At 62.4% G+C, this 13,806-nt stretch carries 10 protein-coding genes; 7 read left to right on the plus strand and 3 right to left on the minus strand.

Going from position 1 to position 13,806, the window contains the following annotated elements; all coding sequences use genetic code 11:
* Nucleotides 1-19: 19 nt before the first annotated feature.
* On the plus strand, nt 20-535 hold the full coding sequence (locus tag ACVWZP_RS02690; RefSeq protein WP_457369345.1) for a nitrous oxide reductase accessory protein NosL: 516 nt from the start codon (nt 20-22) through the stop codon (nt 533-535).
* Between the two features lie 13 nt (nt 536-548).
* On the opposite strand, the gene ACVWZP_RS02695 is transcribed toward ACVWZP_RS02690, so the two are convergent.
* The 3 genes from ACVWZP_RS02695 to ACVWZP_RS02705 form a co-directional block, all read right to left on the minus strand.
* Nucleotides 549-1,229: a Crp/Fnr family transcriptional regulator gene (locus ACVWZP_RS02695; RefSeq protein WP_046383082.1), complete on the minus strand. Its 681-nt coding sequence runs from the start codon at nt 1,227-1,229 to the stop codon at nt 549-551.
* A gap of 355 nt (nt 1,230-1,584) precedes the next feature.
* Nucleotides 1,585-2,232, minus strand: a complete 648-nt coding sequence (gene narL, locus ACVWZP_RS02700) for a two-component system response regulator NarL (RefSeq protein ID WP_017849328.1) — start codon at nt 2,230-2,232, stop codon at nt 1,585-1,587.
* Entirely contained in the window at nt 2,229-4,031 is a 1,803-nt protein-coding gene (locus tag ACVWZP_RS02705; RefSeq protein ID WP_128192647.1) for a HAMP domain-containing protein, read from the minus strand. Before ACVWZP_RS02705 ends, narL begins: the two co-directional genes overlap by 4 nt.
* Nucleotides 4,032-4,381: 350 nt before the next feature.
* On the opposite strand from ACVWZP_RS02705, the gene ACVWZP_RS02710 reads away from it, so the two are divergent.
* Genes ACVWZP_RS02710 through narI form a run of 6 tightly spaced genes read left to right on the plus strand, consistent with a single transcriptional unit; the run spans nt 4,382 to nt 13,801 of the window.
* Nucleotides 4,382-5,599 carry an MFS transporter gene (locus ACVWZP_RS02710; protein ID WP_017849326.1) on the plus strand — a complete coding sequence of 406 codons (1,218 nt, stop codon included), beginning with the start codon at nt 4,382-4,384 and terminating at the stop codon, nt 5,597-5,599.
* 2 nt (nt 5,600-5,601) lie between these two features.
* A complete protein-coding gene (locus ACVWZP_RS02715) occupies nt 5,602-6,999 on the plus strand; it encodes a NarK family nitrate/nitrite MFS transporter (RefSeq protein WP_046383084.1) in 1,398 nt (465 codons plus the stop codon).
* Between the two features lie 57 nt (nt 7,000-7,056).
* Nucleotides 7,057-10,830 carry a nitrate reductase subunit alpha gene (locus ACVWZP_RS02720; RefSeq protein WP_017849324.1) on the plus strand — a complete coding sequence of 1,258 codons (3,774 nt, stop codon included), beginning with the start codon at nt 7,057-7,059 and terminating at the stop codon, nt 10,828-10,830.
* Nucleotide 10,831: 1 nt separating this feature from the next.
* Nucleotides 10,832-12,370, plus strand: a complete 1,539-nt coding sequence (gene narH, locus ACVWZP_RS02725) for a nitrate reductase subunit beta (RefSeq protein ID WP_017849323.1) — start codon at nt 10,832-10,834, stop codon at nt 12,368-12,370.
* A gap of 2 nt (nt 12,371-12,372) precedes the next feature.
* Nucleotides 12,373-13,128, plus strand: a complete 756-nt coding sequence (narJ, locus tag ACVWZP_RS02730) for a nitrate reductase molybdenum cofactor assembly chaperone (protein WP_046383085.1) — start codon at nt 12,373-12,375, stop codon at nt 13,126-13,128.
* Nucleotides 13,121-13,801, plus strand: a complete 681-nt coding sequence (narI, locus tag ACVWZP_RS02735; protein WP_017849321.1) for a respiratory nitrate reductase subunit gamma — start codon at nt 13,121-13,123, stop codon at nt 13,799-13,801. The genes narJ and narI overlap by 8 nt, the downstream gene beginning before the upstream one ends.
* The last annotated feature ends 5 nt before the right edge of the window (nt 13,802-13,806 follow it).

Consider the following 13,806-nt stretch of genomic DNA (forward strand, 5'->3'; position numbering starts at 1 on the left):
GACTGCTGGAGTGAGTGAAATGGGTTTCAAGACACGGGTAGTGGCGGCCTTGTTGGTCGGCTTGTTGATGAGCGCCTGCGACAAGGCGCCGGAGTCGAGCTTCAGTGACGCGCCGGTGGCGTTTCATCCCAACGACGAGTGCCACGTGTGCGGTATGGTGATCAACGAATTCCCCGGGCCCAAGGGCCAAGTGGTGGAGTGGGGCGGGGTGAAGAAATTCTGCTCTACCGCCGAAATGCTCGGCTGGTGGCTGCAACCGGAAAACCGGCACGACGACGCGAAGCTGTACGTACACGACATGGGCCGCAGCCAATGGAATGCCCCGGACGACAAGCACCTGATCGACGCCCGCACCGCGTACTACGTGATCGGCACCGGGCTCAAGGGCGCCATGGGCGTGGTCCTGGCTTCGTTTGCCGATGAGGCCAAAGCGCAGAAAGTCGCGGCGGACACCGGTGGCCGGCTGTTGCGTTTCGAGCAGATCGACCTGGCGCTGTTGCAGCAACCGATGCCGATGATGCACAGCGGGCATTGACCGCGAGGGGGTATCAACCGGCTTGATACCCCATCAACTGTTCTGCGTTCAGGATTCGAATGGTGCGTTGGCGCACCTCGATCAACCCGCCTTCCACCAGCCGATGCAGAATCCTCGAAAACGTCTCCGGCTGAATCCCCAGCTTCGACGCCACCAGGCGCTTGGGCACCTGCAACACCACCTCACCGCTGACGTCGTCGCGCTCCTGGAACAGGAAATTGATCACCCGGCGACTGGCATTGGCCAGGGTCAGGGTGTCGATGTCCTGGAGGCGCTGATGCAGGTGAATACTCATGCTCGCCAGAATCGCCAGGCAAATGGCCGGTTGGTCTTCCAGGGCGCGGCGATAGTGTTGGCCTTCGATACTCACCAGCACGCTGTCCTTGAGCGCGGTGCCACTTACCGGGTACGCCTTGGCCTGGGTGAACAGCAGCGCTTCGGCAAACGTCTGGCCGGGGCGGATGACTTCCACCAGATGCTCCTGACCTTCGCCAGTGACCCGGTGCAGCTTGATCTGGCCGCTGACCAGCAGGAAGAACCGATCGGCGGGATCGCCCTGGTGCATGAGCGGGGTGTGATTGGGCAAACGCTTGAGACTGGCCAGGGTGCAGACATCCTGGAAGGTTTTTTCAGGCAGCCGGCTGAACAGGTGATGCCTGCGCAGGGTTAGAACGATGTTGGGATGGGTGAGCATAAGGGCCTCCGCGGTTCATCAGGGTAGGGCGGCCCGGGGTTTGGGGATATGCCTCGAAGGGGGTACCTCTTCCCACGTTCGGTCAGCTTGGGTTAGAGAGGCGGCCTTAATGTGGGAGGGGGCTTGCCCCCGATGGCGGTGGATCAGTCATGCATGTAGTGGCTGACACACTGCTATCGGGGGCAAGCCCCCTCCCACATTTGGATCTCTATGGGTCAGATAGACCTTGCTCTGCTTTTGATCTGTTCTTGCCCTTGCCCGAGCATTAGTGAGGTGCCGAGTGTTGGGGCAAGAGCGGAGCCACCAGCCGCCGCTACCGAAGAAACGGATATGTACCCAACCCCCCGAAAAACCATCAACCCGCCTGCCGCAAGTGCTCCATCGCCCAAACCGCCGCCTCCACCCGTGACCGCAACCCCAACTTATGCAGCAGATTCTTCACATGCACCTTCACCGTCCCTTCGGTAATCCCCAACTTATGCCCGATCACCTTATTGCTGTAGCCACTGGCAATCGTGCGCAGCACCTGCCGTTCCCGCTCCGTCAAGTCCACCGCCGCATGGGGTTGCGGCGAGCGCAGTGCCTGGGCCAGCACCCGCGTCAACCCGGGGCTGATCACCAGCGCTCCGTGCAACGCATCACGGATGAACTCCACCACCAACTCCGGCTCCATGTCTTTGAGCAGATACCCGTTGGCATCCAGGCGCAGTGCATCGCGAATGTCATCCTCGGCATCGGACACGGTAAACAGCAGCACCTTGCCCGCATAGTTCATGGCGCGCAGGCGGCGCAGGGTTTCCAGGCCGTTCATCTGCGGCATGTTGTTGTCCAGCAGCACCAGGTCCGGTTGCAGGGTTTCGATCTGGTCCAGGGCTTCCTGGCCATTGCCGGCTTCGCCGACCACCTGCAGATCGTCTTCGAGTTCGAGTATCTGACGCATGCCATGGCGCATCATCGGGTGATCGTCGACCAGCAAAATGCGGTGGCGGGGGAGTGTGCTCATGGGAGGTTACCTTGTAGAGGTTGCCCGAGAAATTCCGGTTGAAAACGTAAATGCACCCGCGTGCCCTGGGGCTCGCGGGGGCTGATGTCGAGTTGGCCGTGCAGGCTGCGCGCGCGTTCGTCCATGATGGTCAGGCCGTGGTGTTCGCGTTGGTCGACGGCGCCGCAAAAGCCACGGCCGTCGTCCTCGATGCTCAGGCTCACGGTCTCGCCCTCCTGGCGCAGTTGCAGCCAGGCGTTTTGCGCATGGGCGTGGCGCAGGCAGTTGGACAGGGCTTCGCGGGTGATCTGCAGCAAGTGGATCTGTTCGCTGGCCGACAATTGGAAGGCGAGGGCGTCGACGTGCAGGTGGACCTGGAATTCGCCGCGCCGGGAGAACTCTTCGGCGGTTTCCGATAGCTCCTGTACCAACCCGGCATCGTGGATTTGCAGGCGGAAGGTGGTCAGCAGCTCGCGCAGTTGACGGTAGGCGTTGTTCAGGCCGTCGCGCAGTTCGGCGGTGACGGTGGCCAGGGTTTCCACGGGTTCGCCCCGGCGGATCAGGGTTTGCATGCGGCTGACTTGCAGCTTCATGTACGACAGCGCCTGCGCCAGGGAGTCGTGCAGTTCCCGGGCGATGATGGTGCGCTCGTCGAGCAGCAGCAAACGATGGTCCTGTTCGCGCTGGCGTTTGAGCGACAGCGAAGTGCCGATCAGGTTGGCCAGGGCCTGGATCAATTGCTTTTCCCAGTCTTGCGGAGGGTGGCCATCGTCGAAGTGGGCCTTGAGTTCGCCCAGTTCCGAGCCCTGGTTGCTGATGCTGAATATCTGCGGCGGCGCCACTTTGTGTTTATGGCAGCTCGCGCAATCGCCGATGGCGCAGATGTTACGGCTGTCGCCGCCGTGCAAGGCGAGCATCTGCTGGGCCGGTGCGAGGAAGTGGCCTTGCAGGCACAACGACAGGCGCAACCCCGGCAGGCGTTTCTGGAAGCGCCGGATCAATTCGTCCAGGCCCTCGGCATTGGCCAGGCGCGTGGCCAGGCTGCTGCTGCTCTGGTACAGCAGCTCGAGTGCGGCGTTGGCTTGTTGCAGGTTGAGGGTCTTGAGGCGCACCTGGCTTTCCAGGGTGCGGTGGGACGCCTCGATGGTCTCGGCCATGGTGTTGAAGCTCAGGGCCAGTTGCCCCAGCTCATCGTCGGAACGGTGGTTGACCCGGGTCTTGAAGTCGCCGTCGCGAAAGCGCCGGGTGGCCTGTACCAGTTCCTGCAAAGGGTTGACCACGCCGTATTGCAATTCATACAGGCCGATCAACAGGATGATCAACGTGCTGAACAGCGCCAGGCCCTGGATGCCTTGCTGCCAGCTTTGTTTGCGTTCGCTCTGTTGCTGCAACAGGCTGACGAATTGATTCATTTGCTCGACGAATGTCGGCGCGCTGGCCTGGAATTGCGCCGTATCACCGCGCGTCAGGGCCGGGCGCAGCTCGTCGTTCCAGCGTTGCTGGATCTGTTGGTAGCTCTGCAGCAGGGCGCTGTTCGGGCCGTCTTCCAGCACCGCCTTGAGCGAGTCGCTGTCGAGGCGCCTTTGCAGGCTCTGGGTGATGGTGTCGATCTCTTCGGCCGGCGCGGCGGCGGCGAGCCGCCAACTGAGGTGGTAGGTCTCCATACGCACGGAGCCGGCGGTGTTGATTGCGGCGGCGTCGCCCTGGCTGAACCAGGCGATCAGCCCCGCACTCAAGGAACTGGCAAGGGCCAGGATAGCGATCAGGATTACAGCCAAGCCGGCGCGTGCGGGCAGGGAGCTGCGTAGCCAGTTAAACATCACGGCGTAGTCGGAGGGGGGAGAAAGCCTGCATGGCGGCACCTGAAAAGGAAAAACGAGCTGGAAAACGGCGATCCCTGGCGCACTACCTCTAAAGAGTTGCCGGCAAACCCTCCCACGGGAAAACGCCGGCACAAGAGATCAATCCATTGATAAATAAAGACTTTCTCTTGTTATAGGGACTACCTCCTTAGAGGTATATGGGATCAGCATAGCCTTATACCCCCCTGGCCGACGTTGATCTGCGTCAAGTTCCAAGGGGGTGTCGCCCCTAACCTGCGCTCATGAAATCACCTTTTGGAGCGCATACCGTGACTCAACCCCGTATAAGACAAGGCTTGGTGCTGGGCATGAGCACGCTGGCCTTCACCGTCTGCTTTATGGTGTGGATGATGTTCGCCGTGTTGGGCGTGCCCATCAAAGAGCTGCTGCAACTCAACGAAACCCAGTTCGGCCTGCTGGCCGCCACGCCGGTCTTGACCGGTTCCCTGGTGCGCCTGCCCCTGGGCTTGCTGACTGACCGCTTCGGCGGGCGCATCGTGTTCTTCCTGTTGATGCTCGCCTGCGTGCTGCCGCTGTACCTGATCACCTACGCCACTGCCTATTGGCAGTTCCTGGTGCTGGGCCTGTTTGTCGGCCTGGCCGGTGGTTCGTTCTCGGTGGGCATCGCCTACGTCGCCAAGTGGTTCGACAAGGACAACCAGGGCTTCGCCATGGGCGTGTTCGGCGCCGGTAACGCCGGGGCCGCGGTCACCAAGTTCCTCGCCCCGGCGCTGATCGCCCTCGGCACCTGGCACCTGGTGCCCAAGGTGTTCGGCGCAATCTTGTTCATCACCGCGCTGTTGTTCTGGTTCCTCACCAGCGAGAACAAGGCCCACCGCAGTGCCGGCGGCGCCACCTTGCGCGAGCAACTGCGGTGCCTGAAAGACCCGGCCGTGTGGCGCTACTGCCAGTACTACTCGATTGTCTTCGGCGGCTACGTCGGCCTGGCATTGTGGATGACCAAGTACTACGTACAGGAATACGGTTTCAGCCTGCAAAGCGCGGCGCTGCTGGCCGCCTGTTTCTCCCTGCCCGGCGGTGTGCTGCGCGCGGTCGGCGGTTGGATGTCCGACCGCTGGGGCGCCCAGAGCGTGACCTGGTGGGTGTTGTGGGTGAGCTGGGTCTGCCTGTTCCTGCTCAGCTACCCGCAGACTCAATTGCAGGTGCAGACCGTCAACGGTCCCCTGGATTTGCACATCGGCCTCAACCCCACCCTGTTCACCGTGCTGCTGTTCGTGATGGGCATCGCCTTCGCGTTCGGCAAAGCCTCGGTGTTCAAGTACATCGCCAATGACTACCCGCAGAACATGGGCGCGGTGTCCGGCATCGTCGGCCTGGCCGGTGGCCTGGGGGGCTTTGTGCTGCCGATTCTGTTTGGCGCCCTGGTGGACCTCACCGGCGTGCGCTCGTCCTGCTTCATGTTGATGTACGGCGTGGTCTGGGTGTCCCTGACCTGGATGTACCTCAGCGAAATCCGCAAACAACCGCTGCTGGGCAACACCGCCCAACGTCTCCAAGGAGAATGAACATGTCCATCGCGCAAAAGCCCGATTCGGGCCCGGTGATTCACGACTGGCGCCCCGAGGACCCCGCGTTCTGGGGGGCCAGCGGCAAAAAAACCGCTACCCGCAACCTGTGGATCTCGATTCCCGCGCTGCTGCTGGCCTTCGCCGTGTGGATGGTGTGGAGCACGGTGATCGTGCGCCTCAACGCCATCGGCTTCAGCTTCACCACCGACCAGCTGTTCTGGCTGGCGGCGTTGCCCGGCCTGTCCGGCGCGACCTTGCGGGTGTTCTATTCGTTCATGGTGCCGATCTTCGGCGGGCGCCGCTGGACTGCCCTGAGCACCGCGTCGCTGTTGCTGCCGGCGCTGTGGATGGGCTTCGCGGTGCAAGACCCCAACACCCCTTACAGCGTGTTCGTGCTGATCGCCTTGTTGTGCGGCTTCGGCGGCGGCAACTTCGCCTCCAGCATGTCCAACATCAGCTTCTTCTACCCTAAGTCGCAGCAAGGCACGGCCCTGGGCCTGAACGCCGGCCTCGGTAACCTGGGCGTGTCGGTGATGCAGTTCTGCGTGCCGCTGGTGATCACCTTCGGGGTGTTCGGCATGGTCGGCGGGCAAGCGCAAACCCTGCCCGACGGTAGCCAGCTGTGGCTGCAGAACGCCGGGTTCATCTGGGTGCCGTTCATCCTCACCGTCACCGTGGCGGCCTGGTTCGGCATGAATGACCTGTCCAGCGCCCGCGCTTCGTTCAGCGAGCAGGCGGTGATCTTCAAACGCAAGCACAACTGGCTGATGTGCTGGTTGTACCTGGCGACCTTCGGTTCGTTCATCGGCTTTTCGGCGGCGTTCCCGCTGCTGATCAAAACCTCGTTTCCGGACGTAGTAGCGTTGAAGTTTGCCTTCCTCGGCCCGCTGGTTGGCGCTCTGGTGCGCCCACTGGGCGGCTGGCTGGCGGACAAACTGGGCGGCGCGCGGGTGACCCTGTGGAACTTCGTGCTGATGATCGTGATGGTATTCGGCGTGCTGCACTTCCTGCCGCAGAACGGCCAGGGCGGCAACTTCTACGGCTTCCTCGGCCTGTTCATGTTGCTGTTCATCACCACAGGCGTGGGCAACGGCTCCACCTTCCGCATGATCCCGGTGATCTTCCGCACCCAGCACGAGAAAGCCAGCGCCGGTAAATCCGCCGCCGAGCGCGAGCAGGCCATCAAGAATGCCGGCAAGGAATCCGCCGCCGTACTGGGGTTCAGTTCGGCCATGGGCGCCTTCGGTGCGTTCTTCATTCCCAAGTCCTTCGGCACCTCCATGGCCGCCACCGGTAGCCCGGCGATGGCCTTCTACATGTTTGTCGGTTTCTACCTGAGCTGCATTGTCGTGACCTGGTGGTGGTATGCCCGCAAAGGTTGCGCCACTCCCTGCTAGTCCGACCTGAATTCGCGGGGCAACGCACCCCGCAGCACGCCTGATGAGGAAAGCACCATGAGTCACTTGTTGGATCAACTGCGGTTCTTCAACCGCAAACAAAACGAATTTTCCGACGGCCACGGCGAGACCCGTAAAGAGTCCCGCGACTGGGAAAACGTCTACCGTTCGCGCTGGCAGTACGACAAGATCGTGCGTTCCACCCATGGCGTGAACTGCACCGGCTCCTGCTCGTGGAAGATCTACGTGAAGAACGGCCTGATCACCTGGGAAACCCAGCAGACCGACTACCCGCGCACCCGCAACGACCTGCCCAACCACGAACCCCGTGGCTGCCCGCGCGGTGCGAGCTACAGCTGGTACATCTACAGCGCCAACCGGCTCAAGTACCCGAAGATCCGCAAGCCGCTGCTCAAGCTGTGGCGTGAAGCGCGCCAGACCCTGGCGCCGGTGGAAGCCTGGGCGAGCATTGTCGAGGACAAGGCCAAGGCCGACTCCTACAAGAGCAAGCGCGGCATGGGCGGTTTCATTCGCTCGAACTGGGAGGAGGTGAATGAAATCATCGCCGCCTCCAACGTCTACACCATCAAACAATACGGCCCGGACCGCATCGTCGGCTTCTCGCCGATCCCGGCCATGTCGATGGTCAGCTACGCGGCGGGTTCGCGTTACCTGTCGCTGATCGGCGGCGTGTGCCTGAGCTTCTACGACTGGTACTGCGACCTGCCACCGGCCTCGCCGATGGTGTGGGGCGAGCAGACCGACGTGCCGGAATCGGCCGACTGGTACAACTCCAACTACATCATCGCCTGGGGTTCCAACGTCCCGCAGACCCGTACCCCGGACGCGCACTTCTTCACCGAGGTGCGCTACAAGGGCACCAAGACCGTGGCGATCACCCCCGACTATTCGGAAGTGGCCAAGCTCACCGACCTGTGGCTCAACCCCAAGCAGGGCACCGACGCCGCGTTGGCCCAGGCTTTCAACCATGTGATCTTCAAAGAATTTCACCTGGACAAGCCGAGCGCCTACTTCACCGACTACGCCAAGCGCTTCACCGACTTGCCGGTGCTGGTGATGCTCAAGCCCATGACCGGTTTCGCTCCCGGCGCAGGCTTCCAGCCGGACCGCTTCCTGCGCGCCTCGGACCTCACCGGCAACCTCGGCCAGGACAACAACCCGGAATGGAAAACCATCGCCCTCGACGAGAGCGGCGAACTGGTCTCGCCGCAAGGCTCCATCGGCTATCGCTGGGGCGAGAAGGGCAAGTGGAACATCCTCGCCAAAGAGGGCGGTGAAGGCCGCGCGATCGACCTGAAACTCAGCCTGATCGGTGACGACGTCGCCGAAGTGGCGTTCCCGTACTTCGCCGGCGAAGTCCAGGAGCATTTCCAGCACGTCGCTGGCGAGGCGGTGCAGTACCGCCGCGTGCCGGTCCACAACGTGACCCTGGCCGACGGCAGCGTGGCCAAGGTGGCGACCGTGTTCGACCTGTCGGCGGCCAACCTGGCCATCGACCGTGGCCTGGGCGGCCACAACGTGGCCAAGGACTACGACGACGCCAGCGTGCCGGGCACCCCGGCGTGGCAGGAAGCGATCACCGGCGTCAGCCGCGAGAAAGCCATCCAGATCGCCCGTGAGTTTGCCGACAACGCCGACAAGACCAAGGGTCGCTCAATGATCATCGTCGGCGCGGCGATGAATCACTGGTACCACATGGACATGAACTACCGCGGGCTGATCAACATGCTCATGCTCTGCGGTTGCGTCGGCCAGACCGGCGGCGGCTGGGCCCACTACGTCGGCCAGGAAAAACTGCGTCCGCAGTGCGGCTGGCTGCCCCTGGCCTTCGGCCTGGACTGGAACCGCCCACCGCGCCAGATGAACGGCACCAGCTTCTTCTACGGCCACAGTTCGCAATGGCGCCACGAGAAAATGAGCATGCACGATGTGCTCTCGCCTCTGGCCGACAAGTCGCAGTTCCCCGAACACGCCCTGGACTACAACATCCGCGCCGAACGCGCCGGCTGGTTGCCCAGCGCGCCGCAGCTCAACACCAACCCGCTGCACATCTGCCGTGAGGCGGCCGCAGCCGGCATGACGCCGAAAGACTACGTGGTCAAATCCTGGCAGGACGGCAGCCTGCGTTTTGCCTGCGAACAGCCGGACAGCCCGGTGAACTTCCCGCGCAACATGTTCATCTGGCGCTCCAACCTGCTCGGTTCGTCGGGCAAGGGCCATGAGTACATGCTCAAGTACCTGTTGGGCACCAAGAACGGCGTGATGAACGAAGACATCGGCCACAGCACCGAATGCAAGCCCACCGAGGCCGAATGGGTCGAGGACGGCGCCATCGGCAAGCTCGATCTGGTGACTACGCTGGACTTCCGCATGTCCTCCACCTGCGTGTATTCCGACATCGTCTTGCCGACCGCCACCTGGTACGAAAAAGACGACATGAACACCTCGGACATGCACCCGTTCATCCACCCGTTGTCGGCGGCTATCGACCCGGCGTGGGAATCGCGTTCCGACTGGGAAATCTACAAAGGCATCGCCAAGGCGTTCTCGGCCATGTCGGTCGGTCACCTGGGTGTGGAACAAGACCTGGTCACCGTACCGCTGATGCACGACAGCGTCGGCGAACTGGCCCAACCGTTTGGCGGCACCGACTGGAAAAGCGCACGCGTGGCCCCGGTACCCGGCAAAAACGCGCCGAACATCGCAGTGGTGGAACGCGACTACCCGAACATCTACAAGCAGTTCTCGTCGCTGGGCCCGATGCTGGAAAAACTCGGCAACGGCGGCAAGGGCATCAACTGGAACACTGATGAAGAAGTCGAGTTCCTCGGCGAACTGAACCATCACGAAAACGATGCCGGGATCAGCCATGGCCGGCCGAAAATCGACACCGCTATCGACGCGGCCGAGGTGATCCTGTCCCTGGCCCCGGAAACCAACGGCAAGGTGGCCTTGAAAGCCTGGGCCGCGCTGTCGGAATTCACCGGCATCGACCACAGCCACCTGGCGATTTCCAAGGCCCATGAAGCGATCCGCTTCCGCGATATCCAGGCGCAGCCGCGCAAGATCATCTCCAGCCCGACCTGGTCCGGCCTGGAAGACGAACACGTGAGCTACAACGCCGGCTACACCAACGTCCATGAAAACATCCCATGGCGCACCATCACCGGCCGCCAGCAGTTCTACCAGGATCACCCGTGGATGCAGGCGTTCGGCGAGCAGTTGATGAGCTACCGGCCACCGGTCAACACCAAGACCATCGAAGGCGTGAAGGGCAAGCGCAGCAATGGCGAAACCGAGATCGTGCTGAACTGGATCACTCCGCACCAGAAGTGGGGCATCCACAGCACCTACAGCGACAACTTGCTGATGCTCACCTTGAGCCGCGGCGGGCCGATTGTGTGGCTCTCGGAGATCGACGCCAAGCGCGCCGGGATCGAGGACAACGACTGGATCGAGTGCTTCAACGTCAACGGCGCACTGACCGCCCGTGCGGTGGTCAGCCAGCGCGTCAAGGAAGGCATGGTGATGATGTACCACGCTCAGGAACGCATCGTGAACGTGCCGGGTTCGGAAACCACCAAGACCCGCGGCGGCCACCACAACTCGGTGACCCGCGTGGTGCTCAAACCGACCCACATGATCGGCGGCTATGCCCAGCAAGCCTACGGTTTCAACTACTATGGCACGGTCGGTTGCAACCGCGACGAGTTTGTCGTAGTGCGCAAAATGGCCAAGGTCGACTGGCTCGATGGTTCCACCGGCGATGACTTGCCGCGCCCATTGCCGACTGATATCGAGGAGAACTGAGATGAAGATTCGCTCACAGATCGGCATGGTTCTGAACCTGGACAAATGCATCGGCTGCCACACCTGTTCCATCACCTGCAAAAACGTCTGGACCAGCCGTGAAGGCATGGAATACGCCTGGTTCAACAACGTCGAGTCCAAGCCCGGCATCGGTTACCCGAAAGAATGGGAAAACCAGGACAAGTGGAAGGGCGGCTGGGTGCGCAACGCCAACGGCTCGATCAACCCGCGCATCGGCGGCAAGTTCCGCGTGTTGGCGAACATTTTCGCCAACCCTGACCTGCCGAGCCTGGACGACTACTACGAGCCGTTCGACTTCGACTACCAGCACCTGCACACCGCGCCTTTGGGCGAGCACCAACCGACCGCGCGTCCGCGCTCGCTGGTGTCCGGCAAGCGCATGCAGAAAATCGAGTGGGGCCCGAACTGGGAAGAAATCCTCGGCACCGAGTTCGCCAAGCGCCGCAAGGACAAGAACTTCGACCAGATCCAGGCCGACATTTATGGCGAGTACGAAAACACCTTCATGATGTACCTGCCGCGCCTGTGCGAGCACTGCCTCAACCCGGCGTGCGCGGCCTCGTGCCCGAGCGGTGCGATCTACAAGCGTGAAGAAGACGGCATCGTGCTGATCGACCAGGAAAAGTGCCGCGGCTGGCGCATGTGCATCAGCGGCTGCCCGTACAAGAAGATCTACTTCAACTGGAAGAGCGGCAAATCCGAGAAGTGCATCTTCTGCTACCCGCGCATCGAAGCCGGCATGCCCACCGTGTGTGCTGAAACCTGCGTCGGCCGGATTCGCTACCTCGGCGTGCTGCTCTACGACGCCGACCGCATCAGCGAAGTGGCGAGCACCGCCAACGAGCAAGACCTGTACGAGAAACAGCTGGAAATCTTCCTCGACCCGAATGACCCGGCGGTGATTCGCCAGGCCCTGGCCGATGGCGTGCCGCAGTCGGTGATCGACTCGGCCCAGCGCTCGCCGGTCTACAAAATGGCCGTCGATTGGAAACTCGCACTGCCGCTGCACCCGGAATACCGCACCTTGCCGATGGTCTGGTATGTACCGCCACTGTCGCCGATCCAGAACGCTGCCGCCGCCGGCACCGTGGGCATGAACGGGGTGATCCCGGATGTCGACAGCCTGCGCATTCCGCTGCGTTACCTGGCCAACCTGCTCACTGCCGGCGATGAAAAACCGGTCAAGCGTGCGCTCAAACGCCTGTTGGCGATGCGTGCCTACAAACGCTCCCAGCAAGTCGACGGCGTGCAGGACCTGCAAGTGCTCGAAGACGTCGGCCTGAGCGTGGAACAGGTGGAAGAGATGTACCGCTACCTGGCGATCGCCAACTACGAAGACCGCTTTGTGGTGCCGAGCGCGCACCGTGAAGACGCCATGAGCGACGCGTTCGCCGAACGCTCCGGCTGTGGCTTCAGCTTCGGCAGCGGTTGCAGCGGCAGCTCCGACACCAACATGTTCGGTGCCAAGAAGGCCAACCGTCGCGACGTGTTGAAAACCGTACAGATCTGGGAGGACTGAGCATGCGTATTCTCAAAGTGATTTCGTTGCTGCTGGACTACCCCACCGAAACCCTGGTGAGCGGCCGCGACGAACTGGAACAGGCGATCATCGAGTCGCGGGAGATCAGCCCCAAGCAGCGCGGCGCGTTGTTCGAGTTGCTCGAGCTGATCTGCGCCAATGACCTGATGGACGGCCAGGAACACTACGGCGCGCTGTTCGGCCGTGGGCGCTCGCTGTCGTTGCTGTTGTTCGAACACGTCCACGGCGAGTCCCGCGACCGTGGCCAGGCCATGGTCGACATGATGGCCCAGTACGAAGAGGCCGGGTTTGCCATCGGCGTCAAGGAGCTGCCGGACTATATCCCGCTGTACCTGGAGTTCCTTTCGACCCGCGAAGACATCGAGGCCCGCGAGGGCCTGGCGGATGTGGCGCACCTGCTGGCGCTGCTCGCCGCACGTCTGGACGAGCGCGAGAGCGCCTACGCCAGTTGCTTCCGTGCGTTGCTGCAGATCTCGGGTGCCGAGCCGCACCAGGCCGTGGCCGAACTGCGCGCGCAGGTCGCCGCCGAGCCGCGTGACGACTCCCTCGAAGCCCTGGACAAGATCTGGGAAGAGGAAGCGGTGGACTTTATGCAGGCCGAACAACAAGACCGTTGCAGCTCGATGCCCAGCGCACCGGGTAAAGCCCGCGAAGAAAGCGCGGTGCCGTTGCACTGGGTGGATTTTCAGCAAGAAGGGCAGGCCGCAGTGCCGGCCACGGAGGTGGGTAATGTCTAAGTGGAATTTGCTGGTATTCGGGGTGTACCCCTATGTCGCCCTGGCGATCTGCCTGTTGGGCAGTTGGGCGCGGTTCGACCTGTCGCAGTACACCTGGAAGGCTGGCTCCAGCCAGATGCTCAACAACCGTGGCATGCGCGTGGCGAGCAACTTCTTCCACATTGGCGTGCTGTTCGTGCTGGCCGGGCACTTTGTCGGCCTGCTGACCCCGGCGTCGGTCTATCACCATGTGATCAGCACTGAGCACAAGCAGTTGCTGGCGATGGTCTCCGGTGGCGTCTTCGGCCTGCTGTGCCTGGTGGGTTTGCTGATGCTGGTCAAGCGCCGCCTGGGCGACCCGCGTGTACGGGCCACGTCGAGCCCGTCGGACATCCTGATCCTGCTGGTGCTGCTCGCGCAGTTGGTGCTCGGTTTGCTGACCATCGTCGCGTCCACCGGGCATATGGACGGTTCGGTCATGGTGATGCTCGCCGACTGGGCGCAGAACGTGGTGCTGTTGCGGCCAGTGGACGCGGCGGCGTCGATCGAGCCGGTCAGCCTGATCTACAAGGCGCATGTGGCGCTGGGCTTGACCCTGTTCGTGCTGTTCCCGTTTACCCGCTTGGTGCATATGGTCAGCGCGCCGATCTGGTACCTGGGGCGTCGTTATCAAATCGTGCGGCAGAAGTATTGAGGAGA

It is taken from the genome of Pseudomonas sp. TE36184 (genome assembly GCF_054060055.1).

What these genes read in the sequence shown, in the direction of transcription:
- narL (WP_017849328.1), bottom strand. Translation starts at nt 2,232, where the DNA reads ATGAGCACACTCCCCCGCCACCGCATTTTGCTGGTCGACGATCACCCG.
- ACVWZP_RS02705 (WP_128192647.1), bottom strand. Translation starts at nt 4,031, where the DNA reads ATGTTTAACTGGCTACGCAGCTCCCTGCCCGCACGCGCCGGCTTGGCT.
- ACVWZP_RS02715 (WP_046383084.1), top strand. Translation starts at nt 5,602, where the DNA reads ATGTCCATCGCGCAAAAGCCCGATTCGGGCCCGGTGATTCACGACTGG.
- narJ (WP_046383085.1), top strand. Translation starts at nt 12,373, where the DNA reads ATGCGTATTCTCAAAGTGATTTCGTTGCTGCTGGACTACCCCACCGAA.
- ACVWZP_RS02695 (WP_046383082.1), bottom strand. Translation starts at nt 1,229, where the DNA reads ATGCTCACCCATCCCAACATCGTTCTAACCCTGCGCAGGCATCACCTG.
- ACVWZP_RS02710 (WP_017849326.1), top strand. Translation starts at nt 4,382, where the DNA reads ATGAGCACGCTGGCCTTCACCGTCTGCTTTATGGTGTGGATGATGTTC.
- narI (WP_017849321.1), top strand. Translation starts at nt 13,121, where the DNA reads ATGTCTAAGTGGAATTTGCTGGTATTCGGGGTGTACCCCTATGTCGCC.
- ACVWZP_RS02720 (WP_017849324.1), top strand. Translation starts at nt 7,057, where the DNA reads ATGAGTCACTTGTTGGATCAACTGCGGTTCTTCAACCGCAAACAAAAC.
- narH (WP_017849323.1), top strand. Translation starts at nt 10,832, where the DNA reads ATGAAGATTCGCTCACAGATCGGCATGGTTCTGAACCTGGACAAATGC.
- ACVWZP_RS02690 (WP_457369345.1), top strand. Translation starts at nt 20, where the DNA reads ATGGGTTTCAAGACACGGGTAGTGGCGGCCTTGTTGGTCGGCTTGTTG.